This is a genomic window from Amycolatopsis saalfeldensis, assembly GCF_900110575.1.
Taxonomy (GTDB): domain Bacteria; phylum Actinomycetota; class Actinomycetes; order Mycobacteriales; family Pseudonocardiaceae; genus Amycolatopsis; species Amycolatopsis saalfeldensis.
The window spans coordinates 128574-144283 of record NZ_FOEF01000019.1 but is presented as its reverse complement, the minus strand read 5'-3'; the positions used below and the strand labels follow the sequence as shown (position 1 = coordinate 144283).

The window sequence follows — 15710 nt, the reverse complement described above, 5'->3', positions numbered from 1 at the left end:
TGCGTTGGCGGTGGGGTGGCGGAGCGGCGGCCGGGTACCAGCAGTGCGGCGGCGCAGCAGGCGATGGCCATGGCGGCCAACGGGGTGAGCGGATCCAGCAGGGCCAGCCCACCGACGAGGGCGGGGCCGGTGATGAGGATGCCGTCCAGGAGCATTGCGTCCACTGCTACGGCTCGGGGGAGCAGGGCGTCGTCCACGGTGGTGGCCAGGAGTGAGCGGAAGCCGCCGGACAGGCCGGCGCCCAGGATGCCGGGTAGGGCCACCAGGGCGATCAGCGCCAGCGCGTTCGTCCAGGGGACCGGCGTGGTTTCCGTTGGAGCGCCTGGCAAGGGCATCGACGGGTCGTTCGTGCTCACCCAGGCGGCGATGGTCAGGGCCGCCAGGCTCAGTGCGACTAGCGGCAGCGAGATACGCAGGCCCCGGGCTGGGCCGATGCGGTCCAGGAGACGTCCGACGGGTAGGGCTCCCGCTGTTTCGGCCACCACGTACACCGCCATCATCACGCCGCCGAGGCGGTACGAGCCCGTGACGGACGTGGCCAGCACAGTGAACGCCAACGGAGCCATCGCGCCGGGCAGACGCGCCAGCTGCACACCCGCCGACCAGCGCCAATACGCTCGATGAGTCAGGAGAGCCATGGCTGAGAGCTTCACGTCGCCGCCCTCGGGCAGGACACTGATTCGGGTGAGGCCGAATCTTGGAGGTGCAGACAGCGAATGCTGGAGCTGGTGCTGAGCACGGCGGGGGTGCGGTTCGCGATCTCGCCGCTGGAGGAAGCGCTCGGCGCTGTCCAAACGCTGCTCGGGATGCGCGGCCACCCGGCACACCGGCCATGGACTGCGGGGTTCAACAGTGACAACCCCGGCGCCCGCGCGCCCGGGCGCGACAGACATGCCACCGGCAGTCGCGGGGTCGGCGGCGTTGGCAGTCCTGGCGGCGTTGGGGGTCTTGGCAGCGCAGGCGGTCTTGGCGGCGTTGGTGACCTCGGCAGCCGTGGCAGCGTTGGCGGCGCTGGCAGCGTTGGCGACCTCGGCAGCCCTGACGGCGCTGGCAGCGCTGGCAGCCTTCGCGGTGTCGGCGGTGTCGGCGGTGTCGGCGGTGTGGGCGGCGTTGGCGGCGGCCTCGGCAACCCCGGCAGCGCTGGCGGGGTTGGCGGGGTTGGCGGGGTTGGCGGGGTTGGCGGGGTTGGTGACCTCGGCAGCCCTGGCGGCGTCAGCGGCGTTGGCGGCGGCGTCAGCGGCGTTGGCGGCGGCGTCGGCGGCCTCGGCAGGTCTGGCAGTCTTGGCGATCTTGGCGGTCTTGGCGACCTCGAGGATCTCGTGATCCCAGAGTTGGCGGCGGTCCTTCGGGGGCGGCATTACGTCACTGAGTTTCTCAGTCCGCCGCCGGAGTCGGCGGAGACTCGGGTGGAGGTGCAGCTCGAGGTGGTGCGGAGTACGCCGCCGGGGCAGGTGGCGTTGGAGTTGGGGATGGTGGACGCCGATTTGCGGGGGTTGCCGTCCGATCCGGCCGTCGCTCGGGATGTGCTTGCGGATCAGCTGGAACTTGTGTGGCGACGGTTGATCTCACCGCGGTGGCCGCGGTTTCGGGAGGTGCTGGCGGCCGACATCCGGCACCGGACGCGGGTGCTCGGGGAGCATGGCGTCGCGGCGGTGTTCGAGGGGTTGCATCCCCGGGTGCGCGTGGCGGGCGACTCGGTGCTGGTGGACGTCGCCGCGCGGGAGCGGCTGGAGCTGGACCGGCGCGGGCTGCTGCTGGTGCCCGGTGTGTTCACCTGGCCGTCGGTGGGGGTCGTGACCGTTCCGCCGTGGCAGCCGACGCTGCTCTACCCCGCTCGCGGCGTCGGCGAACTCTGGACGGCGCGCACGGAACCGCCGGACGCGCTGGCCGGGGTGCTCGGGCGAACCAAGGCGACCTTGCTCACCACGCTGGACCGGCCCGCCTCCACCGCGGAGCTGGCCGAGCGACTGGGCCTCGCCGCCGGGACCGTCTCCGCGCACCTCACGGCGCTGCGGGCGGCGAGACTGGCCGCGTCCGACCGCAGCGGGCACCGCGTGCTCTACCGGCGGACCGAGCTTGGCGACGCTCTTTGCGCAGGCATAAGCTGAAAGTGACCATGTGTGAAGGAGAATCCTGATGCGGATCGTCCATTTCGGACATGCCTGCGTACTGCTCGAGACCGACGGCGAGCGGATCCTGATCGACCCGGGCACGTTCTCGACCGGCTTCGAGGACGAGCGCGAGCTGTCGGCCGTGTTCATCACCCACCAGCACTTCGACCACATCGACGGCGAGCGGCTGCCGAAGGTGCTGGCGGCGAACCCGGACGCGAAACTGATCGTCGACCCGGGCTCGGCCGAGACGGTGGAGAAGCTCAACCTGCGGTTCGAGGTCGCCAATCCCGGTGACGCCTTCGAAATCGGCGCCACCGCGGTGAACGTCGTGGGCGGCCGGCACGCCGTGATCCACAGCGACATCCCGCAGATCCCCAACATCGGCTACGTGGTGGACCACGGCGCCTTCTACCACCCCGGCGACTCGTTTTTCGTGCCCGAGCAGAAGATCGACGTGCTCGGGCTGCCCACGGGCGCGCCCTGGCTCAAGGCCGGCGAGGCCGTGGACTTCCTGCGCGCCGTCGCACCGCGTCGCGCCGTGCCGATCCACGAGGCGGTGCTCGCGAACCCGGGCATGCACTACGGCCTGTTCGGCAACCTCTCGCCCGAGGGCACCGAGGTCAAGGTGCTCGAACGCGGCGAACTCACCGACGTCTGACGCTCAACCGTCACCGCCGCATTCGTGGCGGTGACGGCGAGGGCTCAGGCCGCGGCGGTGTCGCGCAGTGAGCCGTATGTGCTGCCGAAGGCGCGGTTCTCGAGGGCGACGTCGACGGCGTCCAGGAAGGCCTGGCGCAGGCCGGGGCGGGCGAGGTCGACGGCGTCGATGTCCAGGCGCACCAAGCCGCCGCGACGGGCGGCACGCGCGGCCGCCAGCACGAGGGCGAAACAACGGACCGTCTCGGTGCGGTGCGACTGGCTGGCGAACTCCTGCACGCGGGCGCGCCGGACCTCGCCGGTCACCAGGTCGCGTACCGAGACGAGGTCCGCGCAGAGGGTGAAACCGTGTTCCCGCAACGCTTGCAGCGTCCCGGACGACGCGAGCCAGCGCGGCGGCGCGAACCCGTCGACGGTGACGCCGGTGGTGTCCAGCGCGGCCTTCGCGGCGATCAGGCGCAGGCGCGCCTCGTGCGCGGGCAGCGCGGCGAACTCGGCCTTCCGGCCCAGCTGCACGGCTCGGTGCGTCGGCGCGACGCGGTGGTCGTAACCGTGCAGGAGCACGGAATCACCCGCGGCGGCGCGGCCGCGGACCCACGCCGTGACGGGGCCGCTCTCGGTCCGCGCGACGTGCAGGATGGAGAGCGGGACACGGCGGCGTTCCAGCTCGGCCGCGAGGTCGGCGCAGCGGTGCAGCGTGCGCGGGGTGGTCCCGGACAGCGATACCAGCAGGCGTGCTTCCACGGAGACCATTGGGCCCGACGCCGGTGGCGCCCGCCTGACCACGCCGTGAACTACGCAGAAAAGACACGTGAGACTTTGCCCTCCGACCAGGGCGGCGCCTACGCTTTCGCACCCTCCAGCAGACGGCGGACGGCCACCGCGATCCGGCCGCGGAGGTCGGGATCGGTCACCTCTCCCTCGGCCACCGCGTGGCGGGGCACGGGGATGCGGGCGCACGCCTCGTCGACGATCAGCGCGCCGGCGTACGTGAGCACCTTCCGCAGGGAGTTGTGGGCATCGGCGGCGCCGGTCGGGGCCGCGACGGAGGCGGCGTTGATCCACGCCACCGGCTTGCCGTAGACCTCGCCGCCGCCGACGGTCCAGTCCAGCAGGTTCTTGAACGAACCGGGCAGGCCACCCGCGTACTCGGGGGTGCAGATCAGCACGGCGTCGGCCGCGGCGATCTCGGCGCGGAGGGTGACGACGGCCGGGTGCAGGGGCTCGACGTCCTCGTCGGGGTTGAAGTGGGGGAGATCGGCCAGCCCGGCGTAGCTCTTCGACTCGGCGAAACGCCCGGCGGTCGCCAGCACCGCCGCGTTTCCCGAGCCCGCCCTCAGACTGCCGCAGATGAGCAGGATCACGAAGACCAGTGTGCCAGCGAAAGGCGGGTCAGGAGACTGCTTTCCCGCGATGGCCGAGCCTGCCTCCGCGACGGACGAGCCCGCATCCCCGGTGGCGGCCGGGCAATCCGGCGGCAACGTCAGGAAAGGGATGTGTCGGGCGAGGCGCCGTCGGGCGAAGCACCCTCGGGCAAGGCACCGCCCGGCGAGGACGCGCGGTCCGTGTGCAGGAGGTCAGGTGAGGCGCTCGGGCAAGGTGCAGGCAGGCAACCTCCCGGCGACACACGGTCAGGCGACGCAGGTAGGCAGACAAACGCCAGGCGAGGCGCCGTCAGGCGCAGCGCGGCGCAGGCAGGCAAGGCGCAGCGCAGGCAGGCGAGGCGCCAGGCAGGCGCGGCGAGGCGCCGTCAGGCAGGCAAGGCGCAGCGCAGGCAGGCGAGGCGCAGGCAGGCGCGGCGAGGCGCCGTCAGGCGAGGCGCCGTCAAGACCAGTTGAGCTTCGCCGTCCGCCCCTGTGCGCGGCCGGCTTCGGCGGCGGGAGTCCGGGACGCGGGGTCCAGGGGGTTGGTCACGATGGCGGCGAGCGAAGTCTCGTCCGGCTCCAGGATCGCGATCTCGGCGCCCGCTGCGCGCAGGTCGGCGAGGGCTTCGGCCAGGGGTTTCTCGCTGGCCAGCGGTTCGTCCTGGCCCAGTGGGAGGATCAGCAGGACGCGCGAGGCGCCCGCCGCGTAGTCGGCGTTCACCGCTGAGCGGACGCCGCCGTCGACGTAACGGTGGCCTTCGATCGTGGCCGGGGGCCAGATGCCGGGGACCGCGCAGCTCGCGGCGACGGCGTCGACGAGGCCCACGCCGGACGAGTTGTCGAACACCCGCGGCTCGCCGGTCTCGGCGTCCACCGCGACGATCTTCAAGGCGCGCTCCGGCCACTCGTGTGACGGCAGGCGGCCTTCGATCACCGCGCGGCGCTCGGGCTCCGACACCGTGTCCGCGGCCAGCGAGAACCCGCCGATCGCACGGCGCATCTCCGTGAACGTGGTGGTGTCCCCCAGCGCGGCGGCCATCCGCGCCCCCAGGGCCTCCATGTCCAGCTCCGCCATCAGCTCGGGACTCTGGCGCGCCGGGTCCGCCTGGCGCGCGTACAGCTCCTCCAGGCTCAGACCGCTGCCCAGCTGCGCGGCCACGGTGGCGCCCGCGGACGTGCCCACGAGCAGGCCCGCACCGGTGACGTCCTGTCCCGCTTCGGCCAGCCCCGCGAGCAGCCCGGTGATCCAGGCGATCCCGGCCACTCCGCCGCCGCCCAGTACCAATGCCTCGCTCATGTCCTGTCCTCTCTCGCCGTCCACGATCATCAGTGTGCCAGCCGGCACCGACAATTCCCGGCGGCGCTCACTCCACCAGCCCGCGCAGGATGCGGTCGATCAGCTCGCGCGCCCGGTCGCCGCGCAGCGACAGGTCCTTAATGGACTTCGCGGCGGAGCGGTAGTGCCGCACGCGGACGGTGCTCGAACTGTGCGCGCTCTCGTTCGACAGCTCCTCGTAGACGATGGTCGGCAGGTCCGCGAAGTCGAAGATCGAGAAGGCGCCGCTGAGCCCCGGGTGGTAGTCGTTGTCGAGCGGCATGATCCGCAGGTCGATGTGGTCGTACTCCAGCACCGAACGCAGGTAGCGCAACTGGTCCGCCATCACTTCCGGGCCGCCGACGCGCTTGCGCAGCGCGGCTTCGCCCAGCACGACAGCGCACTCGGCGAGCTTGCCGCGCTCGAAGACCTCCCGGCGGGCGAGCCGCGCGGCCACCAGCCGCTCGACGTTTTCCACGCCGGGGCTGCGCAGCACTATCCGCGAGTACGAACTGGTTTGCAGCAGATCGTGCACCAGCAGTGGTTCCCAGGCGAACAGCGCGGTGGCCGTCTTCTCCCACTCGAGGTACGCGCCCTCGGTGCTGGTGCCGAGCCAGTTGGTTTCCTGGGCGCCGCGGGCCATTTCGACGATGCGGTGGCGCTCTTCGCCGACGATCCGGCAGTGGGCGAGCACGGCGCCGACGTCTTCGGGTTTGGGCAGCCGGACGCCGCGCTCCCAGTTGGAGAGGAAGCCCGGTGCGATGCCGAGCAACCGGGCCAGCTCGCGCACGCCGAGCTTGCGCTTCTCCCTGGCAGCGCGGAGTTCCAGGCCGAGCGCTCTGGCCCGGGGTGTTGCGTAGGGTACGACCATTTGGGCAGTGTCTCAGGGGGATCTGACACTTTTCGGGTTGGACCGTTTCCCTACGGAAACGCGTGTCACTCCGAAGTGGGCCAGTCCTTCAAGGACAGTCCCGAAATTCGTTCGTACGCTTCGACATAACGGGCCCTGGTAGCGGAGACCACGGTGTCCGGCAGGGGCGGCGGCTGGGTGTTCGAGGAACGGTCCCAGCCGGATTCCGGGCCGGTCAGCCAATCCCGCACGTACTGCTTGTCGAAGGAGGGTTGCGCGTGGCCGGGCTCGTAACCCTCGGCGGGCCAGTACCGCGAAGAGTCCGGCGTGAGCACTTCGTCGGCGAGCACGAGCGTGCCCGAAGCGTCGCGGCCGAACTCGAACTTGGTGTCCGCCAACAGGATTCCGCGCTCGGCGGCGAACTCCGCGCCACGGCGGTAGACGGCGAGCGTGGCCTCGCGGACCTCCTCGGCGCGCTCGCGGCCGAGAAGGCCGGCGACGACCTCGAAGCTGACGTTCTCGTCGTGCTCCCCCAGCTCGGCCTTCGTCGCGGGGGTGAAGATCGGCGACGGCAGCTTCGCCGACTCCGGCAGCCCCGCGGGCAGCTCCACGCCGCAGACCGCGCCCGTGCGCCGGTAGTCCGAGTAGCCGGACCCGGTCAGGTAACCGCGCGCGACGGCCTCCACCGGCAGCATGTCCAGGCGCCGCACCAGCAACGCGCGGCCGCGGACCTCGGCGGGGATGCGCGGGTCGTCGTAGGCCACGAGGTGGTTGGGCAGCACGTCGGCCAGCTGCCGGAACCAGAACACGCTCATCGCGGTGAGCACCCGGCCCTTGTCGGGGATCGGGGTGTCCAGCACGAAGTCGTAGGCGGAGATGCGGTCGGACGCCACCATCAGCAGGTGGTCGTCGTCGACGGCGTACAACTCACGGACCTTGCCGGCGGAGATCTGCGGGTATTCGGCGAGCGTCGTCACCGCTGAACCCTAACCCGGACGCCTCCGAAGCGAGGATGATGCAGGTCATGCCCTACCGCTGGATCTCGTTCACCACCGACTACGGCCTTCGTGACGGCTTCGTGGCGGCCTGCCACGGCGTGCTCGCGCGGCTCGCGCCGGACGTCCGGGTCATCGACGTCACCCACCTGGTGCCGCCGCAGCAGGTGCGGCCGGGTGCCGCGGTGCTCGCGCAGACCGTGCCGTCGCTGCCGGAATCGGTGCACCTGGCGGTGGTGGACCCGGGCGTCGGCACCGCGCGACGCGGGCTGGTCGTGGTGGCCGAGCGCGGGGTGCTGGTCGGGCCGGACAACGGCTTGCTGCTTCCCGCGGCGGAGGCGCTGGGCGGAGTGAAGGCGGCGTACGCGATTGAAGCGCCGGAGCCGACGTACGCGACGTTCCACGGGCGTGACGTCTTCGCGCCTGTCGCCGCACAGCTCGCGCTCGGCGCGGACCCGGCGTCCTTCGGCGCGGCCGTGGCGGATCCGGTCCGGCTGCCGGATCCGCTGGTGGCCGCGTTTCCCGGCAAACTGGTGTCCGACGTGCTGACGGTCGACCACTTCGGCAACGTCCAGCTCGCCGCCACCCCCGCCGACCTGGAGCTGACCGGGCTGACCGGCGGGGTCACGGTGCACAGCACGCGGCTGGCCGTGCCCGCCACGATCGGGCGCACCTTCGGCGACGTGCCGCCGGGCGCCAACCTGCTCTACCCCGACTCCGCGGGCCGGCTGGCGATCGCCGTGAACGGCGGTTCGGCGGCCGCACTGCTGGACCTGGGTTCGGGGCAGGAGTGCACGATCACGGCGTCGCCGACGGCCTAGAGCACCTGCGAAAGGAAGTGCTGCAGCCGAGGGCTCTGCGGCGAGTCGAAGATCGCGTCCGGGCTGCCCTGCTCGACGATGCGGCCCGCGTCCATGAAGGCGACCTCGTCGGCGACGTTGCGCGCGAAGCCCATCTCGTGCGTCACCACGATCAGGGTGAGGCCGCGCGAGGCCAGGCCCGCCATCAGGTTCAGCACGCCCTTGACCAGCTCGGGGTCCAGCGCGCTGGTCGCCTCGTCGAACAGCATCACCTCGGGGTCCATGGCCAGGGCTCGCGCGATGGCGACGCGCTGCTGCTGGCCGCCGGAAAGCGCGGAAGGCCGGTACGGCGCCTTGTCCGCGAGGCCGACCTCCGCCAGCCGTGCGCGGGCGATCCCGACGGCGTCCTCTTTGGACAGCCGGCGGACGCTGCGCAGCGGCAGCACGATGTTGTCCAGCACCGTCCGGTGGCCGAACAGGTTGAAGTGCTGGAACACCATGCCGACGCGCTGACGCAGGGCGTCCGGGTCCGAGCGGATCACGCTCTCGCCGTCGAGCAGCAGGTCGCCGCTCGCGGGCTCCTGGAGCCGGTTGACGCAGCGGAGCAAGGTCGACTTACCCGAGCCGGACGGCCCGATCACGCAAGTCGTCTTCCCGCTCTCGACCTTCAGATCCACCCCGCGCAGCACCTCGAGCGTGCCGAAGCTGACGTGGATGTCGCGCAGCTCCACACTGGAGGAGCGCACCTTCGCCGCCGTGGTCACGAGGCCACCTTTCCGCCGGCCACGAGGTCGCCGTCGTCCGGCGCGGCCTGCACCTTCCGGCCGGTCTGCAGGCGCTTGTCGATGAAGTTCACCAGGTGCGTGAGCGGGACGGTGATCACCAGGTAGACGATCCCGGCGGCGACCAGCGGCGACTGGTTGCCGGTGTTGGCGGTCAGGTCCTGCCCGATGCGGAACAGCTCGCGCTGGTCGGTGGCGAAGCCGAGGAAGTACACCAGCGGGGTGTCCTTGACCACCGAGATGAACTGGTTCACCAGCGCGGGCAGCACGCGCCGGATGCCCTGCGGGATGACCACCAGCAGCATCGCCCGGCTGTAGCTCATGCCGAGCGCGCGGCTGGCCTCCAGCTGTCCCTTCTCGACGCTCTGGATGCCGGACCGGAAGATCTCGCCGATGTACGCGGCGGCGATCAGGCTCAGCGCCAGGATGCCCAGCGGGTACGGGCTGGTGCCGACGATCGGCCGCGCGAGCGTGCCGAGGCCCTGGCCGATCACCAGGATGGTCAGGATCGCCGGCAGCCCGCGGAAGATGTCCGTGTACACCCGCGCCGGCCAGCGCAGCCACCGCTTGGTGGACAGCCCCATGATGGCCAGCGGCACGGCCAGCGCGGTGCCGATCACGAACGAGGTGATGGCCAGGATCAACGTGTTGACCAGCCCGGTCTTCAGCAGGTCGGGGAAGACCTGCCAGATGTAGTCCCAGTTGAGGAACGTGTTGAGGAACTGGTCCACTCCTCACGCACCCCCGCTCGCCCGTGTCCGGCCCATGGGGTCAGTGCCCTGCCTTGAAGTCCGCGGGCACCGGCGCGTTCGGCTCGAACTGCTGGTGCACCTTCTGCCAGCTGCCGTCCGCGATGGTCTTCTTGATGCCGTCGTTCAGCTTGGCGAGCAGGTCGTTGTTGCCCTTCTTCACCGCGTACCCGTGCGGGATGTTGGTGGTGATCTCCTTGGTGACCTTCAGGCCCGGGTTCTTGTTCGCGTAGTCCTCGGCCGAGGCCTGGTCGAACACCGCGCCCGCGATGCCGGACGACTTGAGCGCGCTGAGCGCCGCCGCGTCGTTGGGGAACCGGACCGCCACCGCGTTCGGGGCGTTGGCCGCGAGCCAGGTGTCCGAGACGGTGCCCTGCACCACGCCGATCCGCTTGCCCGCCAACGAGTTCTCGTCGGTGATGCCGCCGGTGCCGGTGGTCTCGATGCCGAGCGACTGGTAGTTGTACGGGTCGGAGAACGCCACCGTCTGCTTGCGCGCGTCGGTCTGCGCGATCGCCGCGCTGCCGATGTCGAACGAGCCGCTGGCGACCTGGCCGAGCAGCGCGGAGAAGTCGACGGAGACGAACTCCAGCTTCAGGCCCTCCTTGGCCGCGATGTCGCGGAGCAGCTCGTTGTCGAACCCGGTGAACTGGCCGTTCTCCTGGTAGGCGTTGGGCCTGGAGTCGCTCAGCGTGCCGACGCGCAGCGTGTCCCCGCCGCTGCTGCCGCCGCCGCACGCGGTGAGCGTGGCGATCAACGCGGCGGTGACGGCCGTGGCCATCGTCCTCTTCATTGTCACTCCTCAGCTTCCGAACCCGGCCGGCACCGGAGCGGTCGGCAGGAACTGCCGGTGCAGCTTAAGCCAGGTTCCGTCCTTGACCACCTGGGACAGACCGTCGTCGACGGCGCCGGTCTTGAGCGCGGCGGAAAGGTCGCGGCGCATCAGAGGTTCTTCACCGGAAGGCCGGCCCCGCCCTGGGAAAGCTCCTTCGCCACCGGAGCCGCCTTGAAGAACTGGCCGTGCAGGCGCGCGACGGTGCCGTCGGCGATGGCCTTCGCGAGGCCGTCGTTCAGCTTGTTCAGCAGGTCCTTGTTCGACTTCGAGACGGCGTACGACGAAGGGGTGTCCTTGTCCAGCACCGTGTAGCCGAACTCCAGCGGCACGGCCGGGTTCTGGTCGAGGTACTTCTGGCCGATGTCCTTCGGCACCACCCAGCCGTCGAGCCCGCCGGTCCTCAGCTGGGCGAATCCGGCGTTGTAGTCGGGGAAGCGCACCACCTGGGCGCCGGCCAGCTTGCCCGCGAACTCGTCCTGCACGGAGCCCTGGACGGCGCCGAGCCGCTTGCCCGCGAACGACCCCGTCCCGGTCAGACCGGCACCCTTTTTCGTGACGACGGTGGTGTAGCTGGTGTCGTAACCATTTGAGAACGCCACGGTCTTCTTACGCGCGGCGGTCGCGGAAATCGTCGAGCTGCCGATGTCGAGCTGACCGCTCGCGACCTGGCCGAGCAGGCCGGCGAACTCGGTGCCGACGAACTCGACCTGGAAGCCCTCGCGCTTGGCGATGTCCCGCAGCAGCTCGTTGTCGTAGCCGGTGAACCGGCCGTTGTCGACGTAGATGCTCGGCGGCGCGTCCGTGAGGGTGCCGACGCGCAGGGTCTCGGCGCCCGAAGACGAGCCGCACGCGGTGAGCGTGACAGCGGCGGCGACCACTACGGCAAGGGTGCTGAGGAGCTTTCTCATCGCTTCTTCCTGCTGCTCATGACAAGAAGGCGCCAGGCCGCGGGGGTGCGGCCTGGCGCTTTCCGGGTTCGGCGTCCGAGATTAGGGAATTAGCCCGATCGAGTAACTTCGTCTCAGTGAGTGGACTTCGTGCGCGGCGTCACAGGATCGGCTGCGGCGCGTAACCCGAGGCCTCCGGGAAACGCTCCAGGACCGCCTCGACGCGGCGGGCGACCTCTTCGACCTGCTGCGGGGCGACGCCGGTGAAGGAGACCCGGTCGGCGAGCAGTTTGTCCAGGTCACCGCGGTCGAGCGGGATGCGCTCGTCGGCGGCCAGGCGGTCGAGCAGGTCGTTTTCCGCGCCGCGCTCGCGCATCGCCAGCGCCACGCTGACGGCGTTCTCCTTGATCGCCTCGTGCGCCGACTCACGCCCGACGCCCTGGCGCACCGAGGCCATCAGCACCTTCGTGGTGGCGAGGAACGGCAGATAGCGATCCAGCTCACGCTCGACCACCGCGGGGAACGCGCCGAACTCGTTCAGCACCGTGAGGAAGGTCTCCAGCAGCCCGTCGAGCGCGAAGAACGCGTCCGGCAGCGCGACGCGGCGCACGACCGAATCGGAGACGTCGCCCTCGTTCCACTGGTCGCCGGCCAGCTCGCCGATCATCGACAGGAACCCGCGCAGCACCACGGCGAGGCCGTTCACGCGCTCGCACGAGCGGGTGTTCATCTTGTGCGGCATGGCCGACGAGCCGACCTGGCCGGGCTTGAAGCCCTCGGTGACCAGCTCGTTGCCCGCCATCAGCCGGATCGTCTTGGCCAGGCTGGACGGCGCCGCGGCGAGCTGGACCACAGTGGACAGCACGTCGAAGTCCAGCGAGCGCGGGTAGACCTGGCCGACGCTGACGAAGTGGTTCCGGAAGCCCAGGTGCGCGGCGATCCGGGACTCCAGGTCGTCCAAAGTGGATTTATTGCCAAGCAGGTCGAGCATGTCCTGCGAGGTGCCCACCGGGCCCTTGATCCCGCGCAGCGGGTAGCGGTCGATCAGGTTGTCGAGCCGGGCGAACGCGACCAGCAGCTCGTCGGCCGCGCTGGCGAACCGCTTGCCGAGCGTGGTGGCCTGCGCGGCGACGTTGTGCGAACGGCCGGCCATCACCAGGTCGGCGTGCTCCACGGCCAGCGCGGCGAGCCGGGCCAGCACAGCGGCGACGCGGGTGCGCATCAGCTCCAGCGAACGGAGCTGCTGCAGCTGCTCGACGTTCTCCGTGAGGTCGCGCGAGGTCATGCCCTTGTGCACGTGCTCGTGGCCGGCCAGCGCGTTGAACTCCTCGATGCGCGCCTTCACGTCGTGGCGCGTGACGCGCTCGCGCGCGGCGATCGACTCGAGGTCCACCTGGTCGATGACACGCTCGTAGTCGGCGAGCACGCCTTCGGGGACCTCGACGCCGAGCTCGGCCTGCGCGCGGAGCACGGCGAGCCACAGCTCCCGCTCCAGCACGACCTTGCGCTCGGGCGACCACAGCTGGACCAGCTCGGGCGACGCGTAGCGGGCGGCGAGCACGTTCGGAATGCGGGGCTTGTCCGTCACAGCCCCACGATACCTGTGCAGGTCAGCGTCACCGAGCTGGGCGGGTGGCGTGCACGGTGCCGGTGATCGTCAGCGCGGTCGAGGCGCCGGGGGCCAGCGTGGTGAGCGGCCCGAGCACCTCCAGCTCGACGATCCGCGCCGGCGGGTCGAGGTCGCCGAGCGAGGCCAGCGGCGCGGGCAGCGGGTGCTCCAGCCAGACCTCCAGCGGCGAGCCCTCGTCCGGGTACTCCGCCCCGGGGTCGACGTCGAACGAGAGCGTGAGCGAGGCCTCGCCGACGCGGTAGCTGACCCAGCCGGCCGTGTCCGGCACCCCGAGCTTGCCGACGACGTCCTGCGGCGGCACCACCAGGCGGTCACCGTCCACTGTGTACTCAGGGGTGCCGGTGCCCGCGATCAGCTCCACCACGGCCGGTGCCCGCCGGCCCGCCAGCCCGGCGGTCACGGTGCCGCCGCCGGGCAGCTGCGTGACGTTCCACAACGCCCAGCGCACCGGCCGCGTGGACACGTTTTCCGCGGTGAGCCGGAGCGTGTACGACGCGCCGGCGCCGAGGGTGAGCGCGCGCGTGAACCGCAGCCCCGTGCGCGGCTCGGCGCCGCTGGTCAGCACCAGGCCGCCTTCGGTGACCGACACCGCGTACGGGCCGGAGTCCAGCACCGGGTCGGGCGGGCCGGGCCACTGGCCGTCGTGGTCCCAGCCCTGCGGCGCGGGCCAGGTCTTGTCGCCGCCGTAGTTGACCCAGTCGCCCATCCGGCCGGAGTTCGGCCGGGCCCCACCTCGCACCCGCAGGTCCGCGTCCAGCAGTGCGGGGTTGCGCCACAACAGCTCGAAACCCTTGTGCTGCAATGACAACAGCCGCCCGCCCAGCGCGGGGACGACGCCGAGGCGCAGCACGCCGTCGTCCAGCCAGTGGACGCCGCTCACCATTCGGCGAGGCCGCCGTCTTCGAGGCGCCAGACCGGCGAGCGCCAGGCGTGGCCGACCTCGTCGGCGCGGCGCACGGCCGCCTCGTCGACCTCGATGCCGAGGCCGGGCCCGGTCGGGCGCGCGGCGTAGCCGTCGGTGAACCGGAACAGCGAGGAGTCGGTCAGGTACCGCAGCGGCTCCAGCCCGTCGTGGTAATGCATGCCGACGCTCTGCTCCTGGATCAGGAAGTTCGGCGTCGCGAACGCGACCTGCAGCGACGCGGCGAGCGAGATCGGTCCCAGCGGGCAGTGCGGCGCGAGGCCGGCGCCGTAGACCTCCGCGAGCGCGGCGATCCGCCGCAGCTCCGAGATGCCGCCCGCGTGCGACGGGTCCGGCTGGACCACGGCGACACCCGCGTCGAGCGCCGGCTTGAACTCCCAGCGTGAATAGAGCCGTTCGCCGACCGCGATGGGGACCGTCGAAGCGGCGACCACCGAGGCGAGCGCGCCGCCCTGGGTCTCCGGCAGCACCGGCTCCTCGACGAACATCGGCTGGACCTCTTCGAGCATCCGCACCAGCCGCCGCGCCATGGCGGGCGAGACCCGGCCGTGGAAGTCGATGGCCAGGTCCCGCTCGGGGCCGAGCGCCTCCCGCGCCTCACGCGCGCGGGCCAGCGCGGCGTTCGCCTCGGCCGGCGACGCGATCGCCGCGAGCGGGCCCGCGACGTTCATCTTCACCGCGGTGAACCCGGCCTCCACCTGCGCGGACACGGCGTCGAAGATGCCCGAGGGACGGTCGCCGCCCACCCACGAGTACACCCGCACGCGGTCACGCACGGGCCCGCCGAGCAGCTCGTGAACCGGGGCCTCGCGGACCTTGCCCGCGATGTCCCACAGCGCGTGGTCGATGCCGGCGAGCGCGCTGGAGAGCACCGGGCCGCCGCGGTAGAAGCCGCCGCGGCGCAGCACCTGCCAGTGGTCCTCGATGCGCAGCGGGTCCTGCCCGACGATCAGCTCGGCCAGCTCGTGCACGGCCGCGCGCACCGTCCCGGCGCGGCCCTCGACCACGGGCTCGCCCCAGCCGGAGATGCCCTCGTCGGTGCTGACCTTGAGGAACAGCCAGCGCGGCGCGACGAGGAACGTCTCGATCCCGGTGATCTTCACTTAGCCCCCTTCGGAGTTCATGCGGAGTCCTTGGCGGCCGACCAGCCGCCGTCGACGGTCAGGTCGGCGCCCGTGACGAACGACGCCCCCGGCGAGAGCAGGAACGCGATCACGGCGGCGACCTCGGCCGGGTCGCCGAGCCGGCCGGCCGGGGTCGCCTTCGCGCTGCGCGCCTGATCCTCGGGGCTGATGCGACTCCACGCCGGGGTCAGCACCGGGCCGGGTAGCACGGCGTTCACCCGCACGTCGGGGGCGTACTCGACGGCGAGCTGCCGGGACAGCGACACCAGCGCGCCCTTGCTCGCCGCATACGCGGGATGCCCGGGCAGGCCGAACCTCGCGTGCACCGACGAGACGAGCACCACCGCCCCGCGCCGTTCCCGCAACGACGGCAGGCAGGCCTTCAGCGCCAGGTAGGAGCCGGTGAGGTTGACGTCGATCTGGTGCTGCCACTGGTCTCTGGGCAGCTCGTGCAACGGCCCGGTCGCGGGCACGTACGCGTTGCTGACCAGCGCGTCGACCTTGCCGGCGACCTCCAGGACGCGCGACCAGGTGTCGTCCGAGGTCACGTCGCCCTGGATGCTGCCGAGGCCTTCGGGCAGCGGGGCGAGGTCCACACCGATGACGCGGTAACCGTCCGCGGCCAGCCGCCGGGCCGTCGCCGCCCCGATCCCGGAAGCCGCTCCGGTCACCACCGCGGTCCGCAT

At 71.4% G+C, this 15710-nt stretch carries 17 protein-coding genes and 1 pseudogene; 3 read left to right on the top strand and 15 right to left on the bottom strand.

Annotated elements, in window-relative coordinates:
- Window positions 1-47: 47 nt before the first annotated feature.
- Window positions 48-566: pseudogene (locus BMY97_RS49670) on the bottom strand (hypothetical protein); the annotation flags it as partial.
- 150 nt (window positions 567-716) lie between these two features.
- Between BMY97_RS49670 and BMY97_RS49665 the strand changes: the two are divergent.
- Together BMY97_RS49665 and BMY97_RS34045 are read left to right on the top strand one after the other, a co-directional pair.
- Window positions 717-2108, top strand: coding sequence for a DUF5937 family protein (locus BMY97_RS49665; RefSeq protein ID WP_425425364.1), 1392 nt, complete (start codon window positions 717-719; stop codon window positions 2106-2108).
- A 28-nt stretch (window positions 2109-2136) separates the two neighbouring features.
- Window positions 2137-2772, top strand: coding sequence for an MBL fold metallo-hydrolase (locus BMY97_RS34045; RefSeq protein WP_091625212.1), 636 nt, complete (start codon window positions 2137-2139; stop codon window positions 2770-2772).
- 44 nt (window positions 2773-2816) lie between these two features.
- Here BMY97_RS34045 and BMY97_RS34040 read toward each other — a convergent pair whose 3' ends face one another.
- The 5 genes from BMY97_RS34040 to BMY97_RS34020 all read right to left on the bottom strand — a co-directional run bounded on the left by BMY97_RS34040 (window position 2817) and on the right by BMY97_RS34020 (window position 7277).
- Entirely contained in the window at window positions 2817-3524 is a 708-nt protein-coding gene (locus BMY97_RS34040; RefSeq protein WP_177231672.1) for a DUF2334 domain-containing protein, read from the bottom strand.
- Between the two features lie 89 nt (window positions 3525-3613).
- Window positions 3614-4084, bottom strand: coding sequence for an NADPH-dependent FMN reductase (locus BMY97_RS34035; RefSeq protein ID WP_245787645.1), 471 nt, complete (start codon window positions 4082-4084; stop codon window positions 3614-3616).
- Between the two features lie 511 nt (window positions 4085-4595).
- A complete protein-coding gene (locus BMY97_RS34030; RefSeq protein WP_245787633.1) occupies window positions 4596-5456 on the bottom strand; it encodes a patatin-like phospholipase family protein in 861 nt (286 codons plus the stop codon).
- A gap of 43 nt (window positions 5457-5499) precedes the next feature.
- Complete coding sequence (locus tag BMY97_RS34025) at window positions 5500-6321, bottom strand: helix-turn-helix domain-containing protein (RefSeq protein WP_091625209.1); 822 nt, start codon at window positions 6319-6321, stop codon at window positions 5500-5502.
- A gap of 65 nt (window positions 6322-6386) precedes the next feature.
- Window positions 6387-7277: a phosphoribosylaminoimidazolesuccinocarboxamide synthase gene (locus BMY97_RS34020; protein WP_091625207.1), complete on the bottom strand. Its 891-nt coding sequence runs from the start codon at window positions 7275-7277 to the stop codon at window positions 6387-6389.
- Window positions 7278-7324: 47 nt separating this feature from the next.
- On the opposite strand from BMY97_RS34020, the gene BMY97_RS34015 reads away from it, so the two are divergent.
- Window positions 7325-8116, top strand: coding sequence for an SAM hydrolase/SAM-dependent halogenase family protein (locus tag BMY97_RS34015; RefSeq protein WP_091625430.1), 792 nt, complete (start codon window positions 7325-7327; stop codon window positions 8114-8116).
- On the opposite strand, the gene BMY97_RS34010 is transcribed toward BMY97_RS34015, so the two are convergent.
- From BMY97_RS34010 to BMY97_RS33975, 9 genes are all read right to left on the bottom strand, one after another.
- Window positions 8113-8859 carry an amino acid ABC transporter ATP-binding protein gene (locus tag BMY97_RS34010; RefSeq protein WP_091625204.1) on the bottom strand — a complete coding sequence of 249 codons (747 nt, stop codon included), beginning with the start codon at window positions 8857-8859 and terminating at the stop codon, window positions 8113-8115. The two genes, BMY97_RS34015 and BMY97_RS34010, sit on opposite strands and share 4 nt — an antisense overlap.
- Complete coding sequence (locus BMY97_RS34005) at window positions 8856-9608, bottom strand: amino acid ABC transporter permease (protein WP_091625201.1); 753 nt, start codon at window positions 9606-9608, stop codon at window positions 8856-8858. The genes BMY97_RS34010 and BMY97_RS34005 overlap by 4 nt, the downstream gene beginning before the upstream one ends.
- A 40-nt stretch (window positions 9609-9648) precedes the next feature.
- Window positions 9649-10419, bottom strand: a complete 771-nt coding sequence (locus BMY97_RS34000; RefSeq protein WP_091625199.1) for an ABC transporter substrate-binding protein — start codon at window positions 10417-10419, stop codon at window positions 9649-9651.
- 9 nt (window positions 10420-10428) lie between these two features.
- On the bottom strand, window positions 10429-10569 hold the full coding sequence (locus tag BMY97_RS47345; RefSeq protein ID WP_177231665.1) for a hypothetical protein: 141 nt from the start codon (window positions 10567-10569) through the stop codon (window positions 10429-10431).
- The gene (locus BMY97_RS33995) at window positions 10569-11369 is read right to left on the bottom strand and encodes a substrate-binding periplasmic protein (protein ID WP_091625196.1); all 801 of its coding nucleotides are present in this window, start codon (window positions 11367-11369) and stop codon (window positions 10569-10571) included. The genes BMY97_RS47345 and BMY97_RS33995 overlap by 1 nt, the downstream gene beginning before the upstream one ends.
- Before the next feature lie 139 nt (window positions 11370-11508).
- Complete coding sequence (gene purB / locus BMY97_RS33990; RefSeq protein ID WP_091625194.1) at window positions 11509-12936, bottom strand: adenylosuccinate lyase; 1428 nt, start codon at window positions 12934-12936, stop codon at window positions 11509-11511.
- A 28-nt stretch (window positions 12937-12964) separates the two neighbouring features.
- Window positions 12965-13861, bottom strand: a complete 897-nt coding sequence (locus BMY97_RS33985; RefSeq protein ID WP_091625191.1) for a DUF4380 domain-containing protein — start codon at window positions 13859-13861, stop codon at window positions 12965-12967.
- Complete coding sequence (gene dgoD, locus BMY97_RS33980; protein ID WP_091625189.1) at window positions 13855-15003, bottom strand: galactonate dehydratase; 1149 nt, start codon at window positions 15001-15003, stop codon at window positions 13855-13857. Before dgoD ends, BMY97_RS33985 begins: the two co-directional genes overlap by 7 nt.
- A 17-nt stretch (window positions 15004-15020) precedes the next feature.
- Window positions 15021-15710: an SDR family NAD(P)-dependent oxidoreductase gene (locus tag BMY97_RS33975; protein WP_091625427.1), complete on the bottom strand. Its 690-nt coding sequence runs from the start codon at window positions 15708-15710 to the stop codon at window positions 15021-15023.